The organism is Methylobacterium sp. 13MFTsu3.1M2 (assembly GCF_900112625.1).
Lineage (GTDB): Bacteria > Pseudomonadota > Alphaproteobacteria > Rhizobiales > Beijerinckiaceae > Methylobacterium.
Genome location: NZ_FOMM01000014.1, coordinates 1 through 19,056 on the forward strand (window position 1 = coordinate 1; position 19,056 = coordinate 19,056).

The 19,056-nt window shown below is 72.9% G+C and carries 17 protein-coding genes; 13 read left to right on the plus strand and 4 right to left on the minus strand.

Translation table 11 applies throughout. The features are described from left to right. Positions 1 to 675, plus strand: a 675-nt coding sequence (locus tag BM314_RS14875; protein WP_280142560.1) for a flagellin, incomplete at its 5' end; no start/stop codon positions are given. Positions 676 to 1,002: 327 nt separating this feature from the next. Further along, positions 1,003 to 3,444: a PAS domain S-box protein gene (locus BM314_RS14880; protein WP_091978693.1), complete on the plus strand. Its 2,442-nt coding sequence runs from the start codon at positions 1,003 to 1,005 to the stop codon at positions 3,442 to 3,444. A gap of 339 nt (positions 3,445 to 3,783) precedes the next feature. On the opposite strand, the gene BM314_RS14885 is transcribed toward BM314_RS14880, so the two are convergent. The 4 genes from BM314_RS14885 to BM314_RS14900 all read right to left on the minus strand — a co-directional run bounded on the left by BM314_RS14885 (position 3,784) and on the right by BM314_RS14900 (position 6,202). Further along, positions 3,784 to 4,230: a lysozyme inhibitor LprI family protein gene (locus BM314_RS14885; RefSeq protein WP_091978695.1), complete on the minus strand. Its 447-nt coding sequence runs from the start codon at positions 4,228 to 4,230 to the stop codon at positions 3,784 to 3,786. 101 nt (positions 4,231 to 4,331) lie between these two features. Further along, positions 4,332 to 4,652, minus strand: a complete 321-nt coding sequence (locus BM314_RS14890) for a YbjQ family protein (protein ID WP_020094546.1) — start codon at positions 4,650 to 4,652, stop codon at positions 4,332 to 4,334. 42 nt (positions 4,653 to 4,694) lie between these two features. Next, positions 4,695 to 5,099, minus strand: a complete 405-nt coding sequence (locus BM314_RS14895) for a lysozyme inhibitor LprI family protein (protein ID WP_244539946.1) — start codon at positions 5,097 to 5,099, stop codon at positions 4,695 to 4,697. Between the two features lie 50 nt (positions 5,100 to 5,149). Continuing rightward, positions 5,150 to 6,202: a hypothetical protein gene (locus BM314_RS14900; protein WP_091978698.1), complete on the minus strand. Its 1,053-nt coding sequence runs from the start codon at positions 6,200 to 6,202 to the stop codon at positions 5,150 to 5,152. A gap of 767 nt (positions 6,203 to 6,969) precedes the next feature. On the opposite strand from BM314_RS14900, the gene BM314_RS14905 reads away from it, so the two are divergent. The 11 genes from BM314_RS14905 to BM314_RS14955 all read left to right on the plus strand — a co-directional run bounded on the left by BM314_RS14905 (position 6,970) and on the right by BM314_RS14955 (position 19,023). Next, a complete protein-coding gene (locus tag BM314_RS14905; protein WP_091978700.1) occupies positions 6,970 to 7,227 on the plus strand; it encodes a hypothetical protein in 258 nt (85 codons plus the stop codon). Between the two features lie 279 nt (positions 7,228 to 7,506). After that, a complete protein-coding gene (locus BM314_RS14910) occupies positions 7,507 to 9,600 on the plus strand; it encodes a caspase family protein (protein ID WP_091978702.1) in 2,094 nt (697 codons plus the stop codon). After that, complete coding sequence (locus tag BM314_RS14915; RefSeq protein WP_091978704.1) at positions 9,597 to 10,931, plus strand: hypothetical protein; 1,335 nt, start codon at positions 9,597 to 9,599, stop codon at positions 10,929 to 10,931. The genes BM314_RS14910 and BM314_RS14915 overlap by 4 nt, the downstream gene beginning before the upstream one ends. Before the next feature lie 161 nt (positions 10,932 to 11,092). Next, complete coding sequence (locus tag BM314_RS14920) at positions 11,093 to 12,484, plus strand: hypothetical protein (RefSeq protein WP_091978706.1); 1,392 nt, start codon at positions 11,093 to 11,095, stop codon at positions 12,482 to 12,484. After that, positions 12,481 to 12,993, plus strand: a complete 513-nt coding sequence (locus tag BM314_RS14925) for a hypothetical protein (RefSeq protein ID WP_091978708.1) — start codon at positions 12,481 to 12,483, stop codon at positions 12,991 to 12,993. The genes BM314_RS14920 and BM314_RS14925 overlap by 4 nt, the downstream gene beginning before the upstream one ends. A gap of 70 nt (positions 12,994 to 13,063) precedes the next feature. Continuing rightward, positions 13,064 to 14,194, plus strand: coding sequence for a hypothetical protein (locus BM314_RS14930; protein WP_091978710.1), 1,131 nt, complete (start codon positions 13,064 to 13,066; stop codon positions 14,192 to 14,194). Between the two features lie 80 nt (positions 14,195 to 14,274). Continuing rightward, complete coding sequence (locus BM314_RS14935) at positions 14,275 to 15,255, plus strand: trypsin-like serine peptidase (protein ID WP_091978712.1); 981 nt, start codon at positions 14,275 to 14,277, stop codon at positions 15,253 to 15,255. 107 nt (positions 15,256 to 15,362) lie between these two features. Beyond that, on the plus strand, positions 15,363 to 16,178 hold the full coding sequence (locus BM314_RS14940) for an OmpA family protein (protein ID WP_091978714.1): 816 nt from the start codon (positions 15,363 to 15,365) through the stop codon (positions 16,176 to 16,178). 44 nt (positions 16,179 to 16,222) lie between these two features. Further along, a complete protein-coding gene (locus BM314_RS14945) occupies positions 16,223 to 17,209 on the plus strand; it encodes a hypothetical protein (RefSeq protein WP_234082334.1) in 987 nt (328 codons plus the stop codon). A gap of 53 nt (positions 17,210 to 17,262) precedes the next feature. Then, a complete protein-coding gene (locus tag BM314_RS14950) occupies positions 17,263 to 18,264 on the plus strand; it encodes a hypothetical protein (protein WP_091978718.1) in 1,002 nt (333 codons plus the stop codon). A gap of 33 nt (positions 18,265 to 18,297) precedes the next feature. Continuing rightward, positions 18,298 to 19,023 (plus strand): hypothetical protein, encoded by a 726-nt coding sequence (locus BM314_RS14955; protein WP_091978720.1) that lies wholly within the window; start codon positions 18,298 to 18,300, stop codon positions 19,021 to 19,023. Positions 19,024 to 19,056 lie beyond the last annotated feature (33 nt).

The window sequence follows — 19,056 nt, forward strand, 5'->3', positions numbered from 1 at the left end:
GCTCAGGCGGACGTGGAATTCCAGAACTCCGGCAGCCAGACGGCGCTCGGCTTCACCGCCTCGGCCACCACCGCCTCGACCTACGGCACCGCCGCCAGCACCGTGGTGTCCAGCGACCTGTCGATCTCGGGCGTGACGCAGCGCGCCTCGCTGGCCAACCAGTACAACAACCTGCTCAACCAGATCACGCAGCTCGCCAGCGACGCCAGCTACAACGGCGTCAACCTCATTGCCGGCAAGGGCAATGACATGAACATCAAGTTCAACGACACCGGCAGCTCGAACCTGAACGTCGCCTCGGTCGACGCGACCTCCAGCGGCCTGGGCCTGTCGTCGATCACCAACTCGAACAGCTCGACCAGCCAGAACGGCCTCGGCAACTTCCTGCTGAACGCCGACGTCAACAAGACCCTGGCGGTCCTGACCACGGCCGGCGCGGCCCTGAACTCCGCGGCGAGCACGCTGGGCTCGAACCTGTCGGTGGTTCAGAACCGCCAGGACTTCTCCAAGCAGCTGATCAACGTGCTGCAGACGGGCTCGGCCAACCTGACGAACGCCGACCTGAACCAGGAGGCGGCCAACTCGCAGGCGCTGTCGACCCGCCAGTCGATGGGCATCTCGGCCCTGTCGCTGGCCAACTCCGCCCAGCAGGGCGTCCTCCAGCTCCTGCGGTAAGCGACACGCACCGCGTCGACCGAGCGGCCGGAGTTGAACTCCGGCCGTTCGCGTTCGCGGGGTCCCGAGGCCGCATCCGGCCGGAACGCGAGAGACCGGTCCCGGCGGCACGACCGCCCGCAGCCCGCCGCTGTCTCCGGACTCCCGTGGAGTCAGCGCCGGTCATCGCGGGTCGGGAACCGGCGGACCCGCCCCCTTCCGGCATCGCAGGATCCGAACGTCCGGTGGCCGACGCCGGCACTGTCGGGACCAGAGGTCACACCCCCTTCTCGCATCCGCGTGCCGGTTGCGGTTGGACGCGGCGGCGGCTCCGGATAAGACCGGGCCATGAGCATCGAAGATCTTCGGGGGGAGGTCGAGCGGCTGCGTCGGCGCGAGCGCGCGCTGGTTGAGGAGAACGCGCGCCTGCGCGCGTCACAGGCCCCGGTCACCGCCCCGACAACCACTCTGGCCGGAGTCGGCACCGCCCGCTCCGATCTTCTGTTCACCGCCGCCGACAAGACCCGGATGGCGATGATCGTCACCGATCCGAATCTGCCCGACAACCCGATCGTCTTCGCCAACCGCGCCTTCCTGGAACTCTCCGGCTATTCGGCGGGGGAGCTGATCGGGCGCAATTGCCGCTTCCTCCAGGGGCCCGCGACGGATCCGGCCGATGTCGCCCGCATCCGCGATGCCATCGCCGCGCGGCGCGACGTGGTGGTCGAGCTGCTGAACTATCGGCGCGACGGCAGCACCTTCGTCAACGAACTCTACATCAGCCCCGTCTTCGGACCGCTCGGCGAGTTGCTGTTCTTCTTCGGCAGTCAGCTCGACCTCACGCGCTTCCGGCAGCGCGAGGCGCAGGCCGTCGAGCGGACCATCGCGCCGCGGCATGCCCGGGCGGACGACGCGGTGGGCTTCTGCATCGTCGAGCTGCGCTTCGACGGGGATGGCAGGGCCGCGGATTACCGCGTCGTGGAGACCAACGCCGCCTTCGAGGATCAGTCCGGCCTCGGCGCCGCAGCGGGACGCTGGATGAGCGCGCTCGAGCCGGACCACGCCCGACGCTGGTTCGACACCCTCGGTGACGTGGCGCGATCCGGGCACAGCGCCCGGTTCAAGGGAGCCCTGTCGCGAACGGGACCCATCCTCGATGTCCGCGCGATGCGGACCGGTAGCGGGACGCAGAACCGCGTCGCGATCCTTCTCGAGGATCCGGCGGCCCGGCAGGCGGACGAGGAGCGGCGGGAGGTCCGGACGCGCGACCGGAAGATCGAGCATGACCTGGTCTGGCGGACGAGCCGCGACCTTCTCGTGGTCTGCGCCCTCGACGGAACCTGCCAGGCGGTCAACCCGGCCTGGACGGAGCTGCTCGGGTGGCCGGCCGGCAGCTTGGTCGGCATCCGCATCGATACCCTGATCCATCCGGACGACGGCGAGACCGCGGCCAGCGCGTTCGAGACGTTGCGGACCGGCCACACGCTGTCGGACCTCGACGTCCGGTTCCGGACCGCCGACGGCGCGTATCGCTGGATCGCCTGGAACGCCATCGCGCGCGAAGACCGGTTCCACGCGACAGGGCGCGACGTCACGGAGCGCCGCGCCCTCGAGGAGCAGCTGCGTCAGTCGCAGAAGATGGAGGCCGTCGGGCAGCTCACCGGCGGCGTGGCGCACGACTTCAACAACCTGCTGACCGTCATCAAGTCGTCGACCGATCTGTTGAAGCGACCGGGCCTCAGCGAGGATCGGCGGGGCCGCTACGTCGACGCCATCGCCGACACGGTCGACCGTGCCGCCAGATTGACCAGCCAGTTGCTGGCCTTCGCGCGCCGGCAGGCGCTCCGGCCGTCGATCTTCGACGTGGTGCAGTCGGTGGCCGCCATCGCCGACATGGTCGGCACGCTGACCGGCGCGCGCATCCACGTCGCGACCGACACGGATGCCGGCACGGACGCGGACGGCCGCAGGCTGCGCTGCCACGTCGATGCCGACCCCAGCCAGTTCGACACGGCCCTCGTCAACCTCGTGGTGAACGCCCGCGATGCCATGCAGGGCGAGTGCCGCCTCGTGATCAAGGTGCGGCGCGCGGACCGCATCCCGGCGCTGCGGGCGCATCCGGCCGTGCCCGGCGATTTCGTGGCCGTGTCGGTCTCGGATACCGGCTCGGGCATCGAAGCCGACCTCCTCGAACGCATCTTCGAGCCGTTCTTCACGACGAAGGGCGTCGGCCACGGCACCGGCCTCGGCCTCAGCCAGGTGTTCGGCTTCGCCAAGCAATCGGGCGGTGACGTCGCGGTCGACAGCGTCGTCGGCGTCGGGACCACCTTCACGCTGTTCCTGCCCCGGTCCCAGCAGGCGGAGGTCCAGGAGGGCGTGCCGGACGAGCCGGAGCCGCTCGCCGAGGGTCACGGCACACCCGTCCTCGTGGTGGAGGACAACGAGGAGGTCGGCGCCTTCGCCCGGCAAGCCCTCGTGGAACTCGGCTACAGGGCTGTCTGGGTGAAGGACGCGCAGGCGGCTATCGCCACGATCGAGGCGAACGGCCAGGAGATCGAGATCGTCTTCTCCGACGTGGTGATGCCGGGCATGAACGGCGTCGATCTGGCCCGGGAGATCAGGCGCCGTCGTCCCTACCTGCCCGTCGTCCTCACCTCCGGCTACAGCCACGTGCTGGCGTCGGAGGGCACCGACGGCTTCGAGCTCCTGCACAAGCCCTACTCGGTGGCCGACCTCAGCCGGGCCCTGCGCAGGGCGCTCCGGGAACGGTCGGCGCTGACCTTCGGCTGACGAGGCCGCATCCGACCGGACCGACGCGCGTTACGTCCCCGACCGCCCAAAGATTCGGACAGGACACCGCACCATGTCGTCGGATACGCCGCGTCCCGGGGACGACCCGCTGCCTCCCATCGACGATCCGCTGCCGGAGCCCGCACCGCCCGACGGGGACCCGCCGGCCGAGCCGCCGGCGCCGCGTCCTCCCGGTCCCATCGAAGCGGGGTGAGATCGGGCGCCGGACGGCCGCCCGTCCGCAAGCGGACGAGGACTGCATCGGGGCCGGGGGAGCTTCCGGCGGAACCGAAGTGTTCACCGGTTCGCGACGGGCCCCAGGCGATGCCGCGCCGCTTCTCAATGCAGCGGGTAGCGGCTCAGCAAGTCGTCCGTCCTCTGGACGGTCTTGTCGTAGAGGCAGGCGGGCAGCGCCGCGTTCGCGCCGCTCCCGTTGGCCCACTCGCTGTCGGTCAGGTCGCCGCAATCCGCGTCCCGGAAGGCGATCCAGGCCCGCTGCGCCCGCTCGAGCCGCGTCTTCCAGAGCGCCCTGGCGTCGGGGTCCGGCGTGCGGTCGTCGTGATCGATCACCGACATCGCCTTCCTGTAGGCCGCGTTGAGCTTCGCGTCGGCCTCCTGCAGGGCGCGGGTCATGCACGCCGTCGTGCCCGGCGTGGAGGTCTCGGTCAGGCAGAGTTTCGCGGACGGCTGGTCGGCTCCGGCGGTCGTCGGCACGGCGAGGCAGGCGAGCAGCCCGGCAAGGACGGGGGCCGAGGCCTGCAGCAGGCGTGGGCGCTTGTGATTCATGGCTCTGAGATCCGGTTCGCACGTCGCATCGACCCGGCTGAGGGGTCCTGCGCGCGGCGGGTGACGGCGGGTCGGAGCGGAACGCGGCCCGGGCCGCGACCTCAGCGTGCCTCGACGACCACGGCGGTGCCGTAGGCGACGACGCCCATCATCGACTGGTCGGTGTCCGCGGTATCGAAACGCATCATGACGACGGCGTTGGCGCCGAGTTGCGCCGCGTTCTGCGCCATGCGGTCGATCGCCTGCGACCGCGCCTGCTCGATCAGCTGGCTGTACTCGCTGATCTCGCCGCCCATGATGCTGCGCAGTCCGGCGGTGAAATTGCCCACCGCACCGCGACTGTGCACCACGGCGCCGAAGCAGGGGCCGCGGACCTCGCGCACGTGGTAGTTCGGAATGTTCTCGGTCGTGACGATGATCATGGCAGCTCGCTCAGGCCGGTGGTTGGGAAAGACGGGAGGTAGTCAGGGCGAGCACGACAGGTCGCCGCCCGGGCACTTGATCTGGGCTGCCAGGTCCTGGATCCGCTGGCGCGTCAGCGTGATCTTGCACGCGCCCAGCAGCATCGGGGCGATGCTTCCGTTGTCGTCGGGCGTCAGCGTGTTGAAGCCTGTCCGCAGGTTGCACTCGGAATCGCGGAAGGCGATCCAGGCGCGCTCGGCGGCGACCAGATTGCGTCGGCCGTTCTCGTCGAGCTTGCTGCGCAGGGTCGCGTAGCGGCGGTTCAGCTCCGCATCGGCCCGGTCGAATTCCTGGGCCGTGCAGATGTTGGCGTCCATCTGGTTCGCGGAGGCGCCGCAATCGACCTCCGCCGCGTATCCGGCGGTCGGGACGAGGATCACGGCAGTGAGAAAGGCGTTGCGCAGCATGGCGGACTCGGTGCGGGAGAAGGCGGACGACACGGCGGCCGATGCGCAGATCACGGGTCGTCGGACGCCGACTGTGCGTCGCGGGCTTGGAAGCCGTAATAGCCGCGGTCGGCGTCGTAGAGGACGTCGAAGCCGTTCAGGACGTGCAGTCCCGTGTTGATGAAGGGCTGCGGGCGCACCGTGTTGAGGACGATGCGTTCGGGAGCGAGCGGCGCGGCTCGGTCTCCGACATCGATCGCGTAGCCGGCCGCGTCGCCGAACTGGAAGCCGAGACGCGTTCCCGGGCGGAGCACGGCGTGATCGCCCGCATCGGCCCGGAGGCTGTCGGCGACCTGGGACGGCGGCAGCGTCAGGAACATGCCGGTGACACCGGTATCGAGGAGCCCCCGGCCGCAGGCGGCGGGCTCACGGCCGTCGACGGTGATGCAGACGGAAACGCCGAGCCAGTCGCCCGGCACGTGCGGGTGCGGGTCGAGCTTCACGAAGCGATAGCGGCCGCGCGTGTTGGCGCGCGTCAAGCCGACATGCACGCCGCGTCGGGTCAGCACGTAGCCGCGGTGCACCGAACCGGGTCCCGGCGGCTCCGCGTTGAGGAGCGGATTGGTGTCCGGCGTGCTCTGCGTCTGGCTGTCGTCCTCGCGGCCGAAACCGATCCCCATCATCGCCACGTGGGCCGGCGCCACCTCGGGCGTGCAGCTGCGAGCGCGCGCGGTGCAGTCGATCCGGTCGACGGCGAGGACCCGGATGGGCTGCGTGACCACGCTCGCTCCATCGCGGCCGACGATGGAAACCGGGACGCGCACCCAGCGTCCGACCATGATCCGGCCGGAACTCGAGTAGGTCAGCCGTCCGGGCTCGCTCGGCAGGCTCTCGTTGTCGGGAATCCGAGCGGCTGAGACCACGATGCCGGTCGAACCGGTATCAACGAGCACCGGACGAGGCTCGCGGCCGAACGACAGGCCGAGGCGCGGGGACTTCGTGATGGCGTCGCCGGGTCGCGGCGCGTTGAGGAAGGGCAGGAAGATGCCGCGTCGGTCATCGCCGTAGCTCGGCCCATCGTCGGCCCGCGCCGACATCGCCGGGCCGAGCAAGGCCGCGCTCACGATCCCGACGCCGAGGAGAGCCGAGACCGATCGGGTGTGAGGGTCCCCAGGACGGACGGTCAGGCAAGCTGAGCGCGGAGGATGCTGAAACACCTGGCACATGTCGGCCCCGGGAGATGTCGTTTCCGAGTCGACACCGCGCGCGATCCGCACCGGCGTCGAGAACAGGTCTGCAGTCCGCGCACGGTTGCGCAGGCGTGGTGGACCGGATCCGGGCGGTCGGCGGCGAGAGCCTGTCCACCCTCAGGCGGTCGGGAGCACGATCCGGTCCGCCACGCGCGCAGCCGGAGCCACCACGAGAGATTTCATGAATACCTCTCAAATGAAGAGAAGCCCTTAACAGTATTCGCCGTCCATCGCATAGGCTCTCAACGATCAGTGGACGCTGTATTGACCCCTCTCCGATCCCGGGTCAACGAATCGTGAGAAATAGTGTTACCGGTTCAGTAAGCCGGGATGGCTTGCGGCGGATGATGAGCATTCGACGCCGTCGCGTCGCGTGTTCTGGACAGAACGCAGTGCCCGCGTCGCTCTCGATCGGAGCGCGCTGACGGTCCTGTGGGTCAAGGCTGATCGTGGTGACCCTGCCGTCGATGGCGACGGACACCGCCGCCGTCGGGCGGTTACCGGACGACCGACGCCATCTCGGCCGCGCCTGTCGGAAAAAATTTTTCGCGTCACACCGCGCCGGCCGCACGAAACCGCGTCTGGCCGACCCATGCCCCTGTCGAGGCGGACGATCCACCGCCCGACCAGGGAGACCCGAGATGACCAAGACCAAGATCCTCGTCCTCTCCGCCAGCCTTCTCTGCGTCGCGGGTCCCGCTCTCGCCCAGGAGGCTGCGCCGCAGCACGGGAACCAGGAGTTCCTCGGCGTCGATCTCGACAACGGCGGCGTCTACTACAACGGTCGCAACTCCGGCCGTTACTGCGTCTACCGCACGGTCGAGGTCTACAACCGCTACACCGGCTACTTCGAGGCGCGGCGCGCCCGCCGCTGCGGCCGCGGTCTCTACCTGCCGTGAGGAGCGAGACCATGCTGACCGCCCTCTCGCCGCTCCACCTCGCCGCCCTCAGCCTGATCGTCGCGTATCTCGGCTGGGGCTGAGATGCCCGCTCCCCGCACCGGCACCTGCGCCCCCGATGTCATCCGCATCGTCGCGGAGCCCGCCTCGACCGGTCGCGCTCGCACCGTGAGATTGTTTCCCGATCCTCCAGCGGATAACCCTGTCGCGCGTGCCGACCGGGCGCGCCCCGTTCCGAGGACGATGAAACCGGGCCGCGACCCGGACAGGAGGACGCGCTTGCCGAGAGCCAACCCGGTATCCGCGCTGCGGCGGGCCACCCGCACCGCGCTCATCCTGCTCGGGATGAGCTGCCTCGCCCCGCTCGCGCCGGCCAGGGCCGCCCCGGATCCGGCAGCCTTCGCCGACAATGCCGATGCCGTGGCGGTGGTGATCGGGAACCGCAGCTACAAGCAGACCGTGCCTGTCGACTACGCGCACAACGATGCCGAGGCGATCCGCGCCTACCTGATCGAGCGCCTGGGCTACCGCGAGAGCAACGTCTTCCTCCTGAAGGACGCGACCCTCAACGAGTTCAACCAGGTCTTCGGCACCGAGCGGAACCCGCAATCCGGCCGCCTCTGGCGCAGCGTGCGCGAGGGCCACTCGAACGTCTTCGTGTACTATTCCGGCCACGGCGTCCCGGATCTCGCCACCAAGCAGCCGTTCCTGCTGCCCGAGGACGGCAACCCGAACCAGGGCGAGAGCGGGTACGCGCTGGAGACCCTGTACCGCAACCTCGAGCTCGTGAAGCGCAAGATCGGCGCCGACCACCAGCTCGTCGTGATGGTCGATGCCTGCTTCACCGGCGAGACCGGCCGCAAGGGCGAGAGCCTGCTGGCGGTGTCCGCGCCCGGCTTCGCCCCCGCCCGGCCGAAGACGGAGGGCGGCATCGTCCGGCTGGTGGCGACATCGGGCGCGACACCGGCCAACTGGGACGAGGCGAACAAGCTCGGCCTGCTGACCAGCCGGTTCCTGATGGGCGTGTCGGGCCTCGCCGACGCGCGCGACCATCAGGGCGACGGCGACGGGCTCGTGCAGTGGACGGAGCTGAAGCGCTACCTCCGCCGCGAGGTGGAGGACGCGGCCCGCCGCGCGTCGGGCCGCGAACAGGTGCCCGAGATCGACGAGGCCCCGATCGTCCTCAAGGCCTCCCTGCCGGTGGCGGCCGTCGCGAAGGGGGTCGAGGCCATCCGGGACGAGGCGGCATGGCGGCGGGCCGAAGCGCTCGGCAACCGGGAGGGCTTCGAGGCCTATATCGGCGCCTGCGGCGAGATCTGCCTGTACCGGCCTCAGGCCATGGACAGGCTCCTGGCCGGGCGGCGCCGGGACGCGGCGGCGATCGATCAGGAGAACTGGGCCAAGTTCGGGACCCAGCGGCAATATCAGGCCTATCTCGATTCCTGCGGCGAGGTCTGCGCCTATCGCAGCCTCGCCGAGGGCTATCTCGGCGGCAAGAACCCGAGCGCCGATCCGCGCGTCAAGCGCTGCGACGAGCTCGCCGCCGGCACGGACGATCCCGACCGTCCGAGCGGGGTCGCGGGCGTGAAGCTCGGCCGGATCGAGCCCGCGGCCGCCATCGAAGCCTGCCGCGGGGCCGCGGCCGCCTATCCGGACCTGCGCCGGCTCTCCTACCAGCTCGGCCGCGCCTACGACCGGGCCGACCGCTACAAGGAGGCCCTCGCCGCCTACGACCGCGCCGCCAAGGCCGGGAGCATCTCGGCGCTGAACAACCTTGCCGCCCTCTACGAGAACGGCCAGGGTGTGAAGCGCCAGCAGGCCGAGGCGTTCCGCCTCTACCGGCAGGCGGGCGAAGGCGGGAACGTCGTGGCGCTGGCCAACGCTGCCCGGATGCTGGAGTACGGCAACGGCATCCCGAAGGACGAGGCGCAGGCGGTCGCCCTGTATCGCCGCGCCGTGGCCGGGGGCGACGTCGCGTCGATCAGCAAGCTCGTGCCGCACTACGCGACGGGCGCCTACGGCTTCCCGAAGGACCTGCGCCAGGGCTTCGACCTCTTCCGGCAGGCGGCGGACCGGGGCGACCCGGTGGCGATGGCCACGATGGCGACGCTGATCGACAACGGCTTCGGGCGGTATTTCCCCGGCGTGCGCTCGGCCGACATGGTCCTGCGCGCGCTGAAGCACGGGGAACTCGGCGCCGCCTCCGTCTCGGCGACCGACACCGCCGCTCAGAAGCTCAAGCCCGAGACGATCCGCTCGGTGCAGCGCGCCATCAAGGACGCGGATTACTACACCGGTGCCCTGGACGGGCGGTTCAATCCGGTCTTCGTCCGCGCCCTCGATCAGTACGCCCGGGCGAACGAGACCGAATGAGGCGCCTCCTCCTCGCCGCGCTGCTGCTCGCCCCGGCGGCTGCGCGCGCCGACCCCGCGACGCAGGCGCTGGCACCGTTCCTCGATGCGGTGGCGGCCTGTGCCGGCCGGCCGGACCTGACGCTCGCGGTCGTCGGCGTCGAGCCCGGCCAGACGGCCCTGTCGCGCGAGCAGTCCGAGGAAGTGCGCCTCGCCGTCGAGACGCGGCTCCAGGCGACCGGCCGGGTCAGGCTGGCGGCGGCGGCCGACGTCGTGCGGATCAAGGCCCTGCGCGAGGGCACGACGGGCCTCTCGGGCGCGGAGGCCGAGGCGCAGATCCGGTCCGCCTTCGCGGGGGACGCGGCCGTGTTCCTGGTCGAGCCCCGCCGGGCCGGCGAGACCGCCTCCCTCCGGCTCCAGGCCGTGACGCAGAGCGCCGCCTGCAAGGCGACGAGCGACCCTCTGGTCGTACCGATCCATGTCGGCGCCGGCGTCGCCGACGTCGACGCGGTCATGGACGGTGCGGTGAAGGCGTTCGCGCAGGCCGCACCGAATGCCGGCGCCGTCGAGGTCTGCCCGTTCGTGGCGGAAGGCGGCCATTCCACCTGCGCCGGCGCCCTCACGGACCGCCTCGTCATCGCCCTCGACGCGGAGGCCCGCTCGGCCAATCGGGTGCTCCGCGGCGCGCGCCTCGACGTGCGCCGCCGGCCGCCCGGCAGCGCCTGCGCCGGCACCGTCACCGCGCGCGGCCGCTTCCGCACGGACCACGACCGGCAATCCTGGATGGAGGTCGAGTTCCAGCGCGACGGCGCTGTCCTGGCCCCGACGGGGCGACGCCGGATCGCGACGGAGGGGCTCGGCTGCGATCCCGTCCCGCGGCCGTTCCTGGACCACCTCGCCGCCACCGCGCGCACGGATGCCGGCCGCCTCTCGGTGGCGGCCGCCGCCACGCCGTTCGCGGCCGGTCAGCGCCTGGAGATGCGCATCGAGTCCCGCGTCGCGCAGAACCTGTACTGCTGGGTGGTCGCGGCCGACGAGACCGCCTTCGTCGCCCTGCCGGTGCGCGACAACCCGGCCTCGCAGCTGGCCCTCAAGCCGGGAGACTCGCGGCGCTATCCACGGGGCTACGGCCTCGACGAGATCGTCGCGGGGGAGCCCTTCGAGAACCTGTTCGCCTGCTTCGGTGTGCCGGGCGGCCTGCCGCCGGAGCTCGCCGCGCGGTGGCTGGCGGCGGCGCCGGGCGCCGACGGCGAGGCGCGTCTCCTGCAGCCCCCGGACGTGCTGGACCTCCTCGACCGGATCCGGGCGACGCCCGGGGTCACGGAGGCCGCCGCGCGCGTCGTGGTGCGCTGAGCCGGAGCGCGACGGGATCAGAACCGCGTCTGGACCGCCCAGAGCAGACGGGTGGCGCCCGGATGGCCGCCGGAGGTCGACGGATGGCCGGTCGCGAGGTAACCATAAGGCGAATCGAACGATCACAAGGGGTTGCGTGGCAGCCCGCGACCGGGAGGCGCATGACGGGCGGATACGATGAGCGCTGCGCGGCCGACCTCGCCAATATCGGCGACGGCCGCGATCTCTCCCGCGCCGACCGTGCCTGGCTCGCCCGCGTGGTCACGGGTGCCGTGCGCCCGAACCGCGACAAGCCCCTGTGGGACCTCGCCCACGCCCTCGCCGCGCTGGCCGAGGCGGCCGGGGCCCGCGACGGGCGCGATCTCATCACCCTCGCCCTGGACCCGGGCCTCGCGCGACCGGCCGCCCTCTCGGCGCGCTTCGGCGGCGGCCCGGCCGTCGACGACCGCGGCCCCGTGCTCGGCACCGCCTGGTCCACCGGCTGGGCCGGGCTCGCCCGGCTCCTCGCGCTGGCCGAGTTCGTGCTCACCGCGGAGGACTTGGCCCAGTTCGCGACCGTCGCGGGCTGGCTCGACGAGCTCGCCGCCGCGCCCGACCCGGAAAGCGCGGCGATCCTGGCCAAGCGGCTGGCCCGGCATCTCGCCGCCTACCGGAACGCCCATCTGCCGCTGGCGCCGCTGGAGCGGCGCTTCCGGGCGCTCCTGACCTTCCTGGGCGGCCGCCGGTCGGTCGCGGACGACGACATCCTCGATTTCTGGCGCGCCGAGATGGCGACGGGCGAGCGGCCGGGCTTCCGCATCGTCGCGGAGCATTTCGTGACCTTCGAGGCGGCCGGCCGCCTCCTCGAAGGCCTCGACGCCCTCGCGGCCCCCGCCGCCCTCGACGCCCACGCGGGCTGGGAGGAGCGGCTGGACGCGGCCCTGGGCGATCTCGCGGCCGCCGAACCCGCCGCGGCGCTGGCGACCCTGCTGGCGGACTGGCCGGAGGGCCCGAAGATCCTCACCGGCGCCGAGCGCGAGGACCTGGCCGACTTCCTGCGCCTCGAGCCCTACCACCGGACCCGCCCGCTGACGACGCTCCGGGCCGTGAGCTTCGGCCGGGTCCAGTCGGGCATCGCCAACCGCCTGCGCCGCGGCGGCGGCGGCGCCGCCATCGCCGAGCGGACGACCTGCCTGGAGGCCGAGAGCTACGCCGAACTCCGGACGCGCGCGGGACTGCTCGCGGCCCATCTCGGCCGGATGCTGCGCATCGCGGCGGCCCTCCGGATCGCCGATCGCGACGCGCTGCCCGAGGCGGTGCGGGGCGCGCTGGAGGCCGCCGAGGCCGACCTGCGCCGCGTGCGCCGCGCCGGATTCGACGATCGGGAGGGCCTCGCGGCCGGGTTCGCGGCCGCCGAACCGGCGCTGCTGCGCCTCGCCGAGGCGGCGGCCGAGCTGGAGCGGTCGCTCGAAGGCCTCGCCCGGCACCGGCCGCTGGACGCGCTGTTCCCGGCGGATCGGGACATCTTCGCGGTCGCGTTCGCGGCGGCCTATGCCGGGGAGGCCGCGGCGTGAGCGACGCGGCACGGCTCCTCGCCGAGATCCACGCGGCCCGCGCCCTCGTGCGCGATGCGGCGACGACCGCCCGGCCGGACCACGCGGGGCTCTGGGCCCACGCGACCCGTGCGCCCGACGGCCCGGTCGACCTCGCGACGGTGCGGGCGATCCGCGGCGACCCCGCGACGGCCCGGCGCTACCGGACGATGCTCGGCGCCCTGGCGCTCGCCCACGCGCCGCTCGCCGCGGCCGCCTCGGACGGCGCGATTCTCCGGCGCCGGGTCGGCGCCTACGCGCTGGAGATCCTCGAGGCCGCGGACGGCGCGCCGCCGCTCCTCGTCCTGCGCGGCGAGTCGGGGCAGATGCCGCGGGTGATCGAGGCGTGGCTCGGCGACGAGACGGTCCGGCTCGACCTCGGTCCGGCGATCGAGGGCGCGGCGGTGCTCGCCCTCGACCCGGCCGTGCCGGACGCGGCCCTCATGGGCCGGATGCTCCGCGACCCGGCCTGCGCGGTGTTCCTGCTTTGACGAGCCGTCGGACGAGCCGTCGGACGAGCCGGCAGGCCGGTCTCGGCCCGTCCGGGAGACCGGCCCGCGCATGACGCGTCCGGCCATCCTCGTCGTGGTGCCCACAACCCGCGGACCGCTGGTGCTGCGCGGGCTCAGGCCGCGCCCCGGCCTTCCGGCCCCGGCCGCCTTCGCGGACGGCGATTATCGCCCGCTGCCGTGGTCGGCCGATTACGCCCGGCTCTGCGGGGCCGCCGGCCCGCTCGCCCGGTGGACGGGCCGGATGCCCGAGCCCCACGAGCTGCGGCTGTCGGGCTCCTTCGATGCCGGACGCTCCTGGGAGGTTCCGGTCTGCCTGGCGCACGGCCTCGCCGAGGGCGGCCACCCGCTCGCCGCGGCACCGGAGGAGGCCGACCTCATCCTCTGGGCGACCGGCGCGGTCGATCTCGACCTCGCGGTGCTGCCCGGCGACTACGCGCTCCTCGACAAGATCGAACGCTCCACCGCGACGATCGCCGGAGCTCCGAACGCCGCGCTGGCGGTCCTCCTGCCGGACGGGCCGGAGCGCGCGCAGGCCGAAGCCGTCTTCCGCGGCATGGGCCGGAACGTGCGGATCCTGCCGTCGCACAGCGTGCCCGGAGCCCTGGCCGCATTGACCGCGCTGCGGCCTCCGGAGAGGGCCGAGACGCCGCCGGCGCGGCGATGGTGGCGTCTCGCGTTGCCGGTCGGCGCCGTCGCGGCAGCCGGACTCGCCGGTGTGCTCGCTCTCGGGGCCACGCGGCCCGATCCCGTCAGCGAGCCGCGCCCCGACGCGCCGGCCGTTCCCGCCGCCCCTCCCCCCAGCATCGAAGTCCGGATCGCGTCGCCGATCCACGTCTCCGAGCTGCGCGCCCCGGCGGGCTCCTCCTGCCGCCGCGTCGCCTTCGGAGCCGACCCGCCCGAGCGGCGCCCGGTACCGGCGGAGTCGGGCGATCACCTGGCCGCGAGCCGCCTCACGCCGGACCTGTGCGGGCTCGCCATCGGAGCGGAGCCGGGCCTGCGCGTGCAGGTCGGGCCGGAACTGCGCGACGCCGCCCTCCCGGCCGTCCGGCTGGCGGACGGCGCGCTCGGCTATTTCCTGCGCGAGGGCGCGCGGCAGAACCTCGTCTACACGGTCCAGGCCGTTCCGGAGGCCGGAACCGGCGCGCTTGCCGGCCGCCTGGTCCACACCCTGGCGCGCTGATGAGAATCCGGCGTGTTGCGAATGCTGTCGATCGACCCCGCGAGCGCGGGCCCGATTCGCGGACCGAGAGGAGGGAGAGGATGATCGCGATGCGCCGGAGAGGCCCACTCCTTCTGGGAACGGCCTGCGCGCTGATCGTGCTCGGCCGCGGCGATGCCGCGCGGGCGCAGAGCGTCGGCTTCGATCCCGCCGATTACGGCCGGGCGCAGCTGCCCCTGCGCCAGACGACCGGCGACGCGGCCGCCTATGTCGACCAGAACAAGGGCGCCTTCGAGCCCGTGAGCGAGCTCGACCCGAAGGACGGCCTCGCGGCCCTCGCCCGACCGATCGGCCGCGTCGACATCGTGCTCCAGAACGGCCGCACCGGGCAGCAGGTCGGTGCCTCCTGCACGGGGACGCTCCTGACCGGCGACTACGTGCTGACCAACCACCATTGCCTGCCGCAATCGGGCGACCTGCGCCCGATCAAGGCGTCGATCCTGATGGATTACCTGACCCTCGACGGGAAAGGCTCCCGCCGGTTCGAGATCGACCCGAAGCCCGTCGAGTTCGACGCCCGCCTCGACTTCGCCCTCGCCCGCGTGGCGGGCAATCCGACCGCGACCTACGGCGCCGCGCGGCTCTCGGGCGAGCCGGTGACGGCCAACCGCTCGATGCTGGTCATCCACCATCCCCTCGGACGACCGAAGGTGATGAGCCGCTTCCGCTGCTTCGCCGTGAAGGACCAGGCCGAAGGCCCGGACCTGCGCCACCGCTGCGACACGCTCGGCGGCTCGTCCGGTTCGCTCATGTTCGACGCCTCCGTGGCCGGCATCGCGCTCCACAAGGAGGGCGGCCTCGATCCGAAGGATCCGACGAGCTTCAACAGCGCGACCCGCCTCTCGGCGATCCTGGGCCGGAGCCCGACCCTGACGCGGATCGCGGCGGCCCAGGGGCGCCCGGTCGCCGCCGCGGATCCGGGGACCAGGCCGGTCGGGCCCGGCCCGGCACCCCAACCCAGGCCGGCGACCGACGGACCCCTCGACCCGGCCGGGATGAACGCCATCCTGCGGGGACGCTGAGCGCCGTCGCGAAGATCGCGAGGCCGGGCGACGAAAATCGCTCTGGGCCGCCCATGGACGGGGTGAGAGGGGCCGAAGCAAGGCCCGGGACACTGGAAGGGTAAGCGATGCGGACCCACGATCTGCCGCGCGCCGCGCGGGCGCGCCTCGGCCGCTCCGGACTGTTGCTCGCCGTCGGCCTCGCCCTCGCGCTGGCCGCGCCCGCGCGGGCGAACCCGCTCACCGAGGTGCCGGGTGCCCGGGCAGCGCAGCCGGACGAAGCGCCTCCGCCGCGGGACCCGGCCGCGGAGCGGGCGGAGGCCGAGGAGGCGCGGGCCGCGAACCCGGGTCCGACCGCGATCATCCGGTCGCTCGCGCCGTTCGCCGACGGCAATCCGGGAGCGCCCGCGCGGCCGCTGGCGGTCAGCCCCGACGACGGCGGCCCGGCGGTCCGCGTCGTTCCCGCCCGGTCGATCGATCTCACCGTGTTCTTCGCCTACGACAGCGCGCGCCTGACCCCCGAAGCGCGCATCCAGCTCGAACCGCTCGGCGAGGCCCTGCGCGCCGAGCCGCTCGCGGGCCACGGATTCCTGATCGCCGGCCACACCGACGCCGCCGGCGGCCGCGCCTACAACCGCCGCCTCTCCCTGGCCCGGGCCCGGGCCGTGAAGGCGCATCTCGTCGAGACCTACGGCATCGCCCCGGAGCGCCTGCGCGTCCACGGCTGGGGACCCGCGCGGCCGAAGGATCCCGACGCACCCCTGTCACGGGTGAACCGCAGGGTGGAGGTCAGCCTGATCGCGCCGGCCCGCAGCGGTGCCCTCCGCTTCGTCCTGCCGGTCGCGGATGGTCCGTGCAGCGACCTGGCCGATCCGCGCCTGCGGACGGATCTCGACCTCGACGATTTCCGCGCGGCGCCGACCCCACGTCCCTGCACCGAATGACGCCAACTCGCCTCACCGACGGTCCGAAGACGGAGAGACCCGCGATGTCCTGGAGGATCCCGATGCCCCTCGTCCGCACCACCGCGTTCCGCACCACCGCGTTCCGCGCCGCCTGCCTCGCCGTCCTGGCCCTCGGTTCCGCCTACGCGGCACCGGCCCGGGCGCAGACCAAGCCCAACGTCGTCGTGATGGGCGAGGACGCCGACGAGGACGCGGTGCCCCGCGGCAACCGCATCTTCCAGCGGGTGATCCACGAGCTGTCTGAGACCATGAACCTGCGCGGCTACAACGTCTACGACGAGACCGCCGTCGCGATGGGGTTCACCCAGGCCAACCGGGTGCGCCGGCGGGATGCCGAGCTGATCGAGGTCGCCCGCGCGGTCCAGAATCCGCCGCTCGACGTGGTGGCGGTGTTCCAGATCTACGCGTCGGCGTCGAAATCCGCCTACTCGGATATCGTCCGTCCGGAGATCCGTATCCCCGGACGCCTCCTCAACGTCCGCACCGGTCAGTCGCTCGGCTCGTTCGAGGTGGCCGGGCTCCAGCTGCCGCCCCTGCCCCAGGGGTGCGACCGCGAGTGCCTGCTCGAGCGGGTCGGCGCCGAGGCGAAGACGGTGGCCGCCGACCTCGCGGCCGCCCTCACCGCGAAGCTCGACGGCGTCATCGCGCCTCGCCGCGGTGCCGATGCCGGCGCTGCGCCCCCTGACGCCGCTCCGGTCGGCGGCGCCGTGGCGGCGGCGCCCGGCGGCGAGGGCTGTGGGGGTTTGCCCAGCGCCTACGTCGTCCGTCTGAGCGGCTTCTCGGCCCAGGAGGTCCAGGCGGCCGAGGAGTACATGGCGGCCTTCCGCTGCTACGAGCACCACCGTCCGGTGCGCGCGAGCGGGGCCAGCACCGAGTACTGGTACGAGACCCGCTCGGATTCCGCCCGGCTCGGCCGGAACCTCCGCCTGATGCTGGAGCACATGAGCGCGCCGGGTCAGGTCCAGTTCTCGGGCAACACCTTCGTCATCAGCCGCGTGGCGACGCGGTAGCCGAACCTTCGCCTTCCCCGCCTCGTCGTCCCACCGTTCCCTGAAGGTTGACCATGTCGGTTCGCGAGCGCCTGCGCGGCGCCCTCTCCCATCTTGTCCCGCAACGCCCGGCGCGGCGCGTCATCCTGGCCGGACTGGTCTTCGCGCCCCTGGCGATCGCGGCCCGCGAGGCCCGGGCCGACCCGGTCTTTCCGGGCGCCGGCGCCCTCGGCCTGACGCCGCCGGCCGGGATGAGCGTGAGCCGGCGCTTCGCCGGTTTCGAGCATCCGGCCGGCGCGTCGATCATCCTGGTGGAGATGCCGCCGGAGGCCTGGGACCAGATCAACGGCCGGTTCACCCCCGAGGCGCTGGCCGCCACGGGCTTCCGGGTGAAGGGCGGGGCCGAGCCCCTGCCGGTCGCGGGCGGTGAGGGCTTCGTTTTGCGCGGCACCCAGCCGGCCAACGGTCTCACCTACGCGAAATGGGTCGCCGTCGTGCGCGGCGCCCCCGGGACCGGGCTCGTCACCGTGCAGGTCCCCGAGAAGGCGGCCCGGCAGGTGCCCGCCGCTTCCGTCGAGGCGGCCCTCCGCACGATCGCGTTCCGCGCGAAGGCGAGCCTGACCGATCAGGTCGCGGCGCTGCCCTACACGGTCGGCGACATGGCGGGCTACCGGCCGACCGCGGTCTTCGCGGGCAACAGCCTCCTCCTCACCGAGGGACCCAAGGACGTCGATCCCGAGCGCGAGCAGCCGGTGATCGTCGTCGCGCCCTCGCTCGGTCAGGCGCCGGTCCCGGCGGGTGCGGAGGTCGCGGTCGCCCGCCGGCTGTTCGCGGCGCAGAAGGACTTCGCCGACGTGAACGTCACGGACGAGGCGCGGTCCAGTCGCGGCGAGGCGGTCGTCGTGCGGCTGCGCGGCACCGGGACCGACACCAAGAGCGGCCGTGCCCTCGGCGTGACGCAGACGATGGTCTTCGACGGCCAGCGCTACCTGCGGGTGCTGGGCTTCGCCGATGCCGGTCGCCCCGACGCCCTGGACAGGGCCGACCGTGTCGCCGCTTCGGTGGCGATGCGCTGACCGACCTCTGCACCCACAACGAGAGCCTTCCCGATGCGCCCGCCGCTCCTCGCCCCGCTGCTCCTGGTCTCCGCCCTCGCCCTGCTCGCTGGTCCGGCGCGCGCGGAGGAGAACGAGTGCCGGCGGTCCCCCTCGCTCGCGTCCGGCGCGCCCCCAACCTTCGGGCGCATCAGCGCGCCGGGGCGCACGGCCTTCGTCAAGGACGGGCTCGCCCGCGCCGGCTGCCCGGACCCGAGCGCCACGTGCCGCGAGCGCGCCTACCTGGTGAGCGCCGATCCCGTCATCCTCGGCGAGCGTCGCGGCGCCTATGTCTGCGCCCACTATCGGGGCGCGGGCGACGATATGGGCCGGACCGGCTGGCTCCCGGGCGAGGCCGTCGCCGTCGAGCCGCCCGGTGCCGTCGCGCCTGGGGACTGGCTCGGCACCTGGACCCGTGCGGAGGCGCGCATCCGCATCACCCAGGCCGACAAGCCGGGGCTGCTCACCTTCGGGGGCGACGCCACCTGGGGCGCCGGGGATCCGGAGCGGGCGCGCCGCGGCGGCGTCCATATCGGCGAATTCGCCGGCACGGTCGCCCCGCAGGGCGCCGCGGTGAGCTTCGCCGTCGGCGAGAACGGGGCGCTGCCGGTCGAGGCCGGTGACGCGTCCGATTGCAAGGTCTGGCTGCGGCGGGTCGGCCCCTGGCTGGTCGTCGACGACAACCTCGCCTGCGGAGGCGTCAACGTCACCTTCCGCGGCCTCTACCGCCGCCAGCCATGAGCGGCGCAGCGCGACGCGGCCGCCCCGGCTCCG

Bases quoted from the DNA above. Each gene is read 5' to 3' on its own strand.
- BM314_RS14935 (WP_091978712.1), top strand. From the start codon at position 14,275: ATGATCGCGATGCGCCGGAGAGGCCCACTCCTTCTGGGAACGGCCTGC.
- BM314_RS14930 (WP_091978710.1), top strand. From the start codon at position 13,064: ATGACGCGTCCGGCCATCCTCGTCGTGGTGCCCACAACCCGCGGACCG.
- BM314_RS14890 (WP_020094546.1), bottom strand. From the start codon at position 4,652: ATGATCATCGTCACGACCGAGAACATTCCGAACTACCACGTGCGCGAG.
- BM314_RS14880 (WP_091978693.1), top strand. From the start codon at position 1,003: ATGAGCATCGAAGATCTTCGGGGGGAGGTCGAGCGGCTGCGTCGGCGC.
- BM314_RS14885 (WP_091978695.1), bottom strand. From the start codon at position 4,230: ATGAATCACAAGCGCCCACGCCTGCTGCAGGCCTCGGCCCCCGTCCTT.
- BM314_RS14945 (WP_234082334.1), top strand. From the start codon at position 16,223: ATGTCCTGGAGGATCCCGATGCCCCTCGTCCGCACCACCGCGTTCCGC.
- BM314_RS14950 (WP_091978718.1), top strand. From the start codon at position 17,263: ATGTCGGTTCGCGAGCGCCTGCGCGGCGCCCTCTCCCATCTTGTCCCG.
- BM314_RS14915 (WP_091978704.1), top strand. From the start codon at position 9,597: ATGAGGCGCCTCCTCCTCGCCGCGCTGCTGCTCGCCCCGGCGGCTGCG.
- BM314_RS14920 (WP_091978706.1), top strand. From the start codon at position 11,093: ATGACGGGCGGATACGATGAGCGCTGCGCGGCCGACCTCGCCAATATC.
- BM314_RS14940 (WP_091978714.1), top strand. From the start codon at position 15,363: ATGCGGACCCACGATCTGCCGCGCGCCGCGCGGGCGCGCCTCGGCCGC.
- BM314_RS14955 (WP_091978720.1), top strand. From the start codon at position 18,298: ATGCGCCCGCCGCTCCTCGCCCCGCTGCTCCTGGTCTCCGCCCTCGCC.
- BM314_RS14905 (WP_091978700.1), top strand. From the start codon at position 6,970: ATGACCAAGACCAAGATCCTCGTCCTCTCCGCCAGCCTTCTCTGCGTC.
- BM314_RS14895 (WP_244539946.1), bottom strand. From the start codon at position 5,099: ATGCTGCGCAACGCCTTTCTCACTGCCGTGATCCTCGTCCCGACCGCC.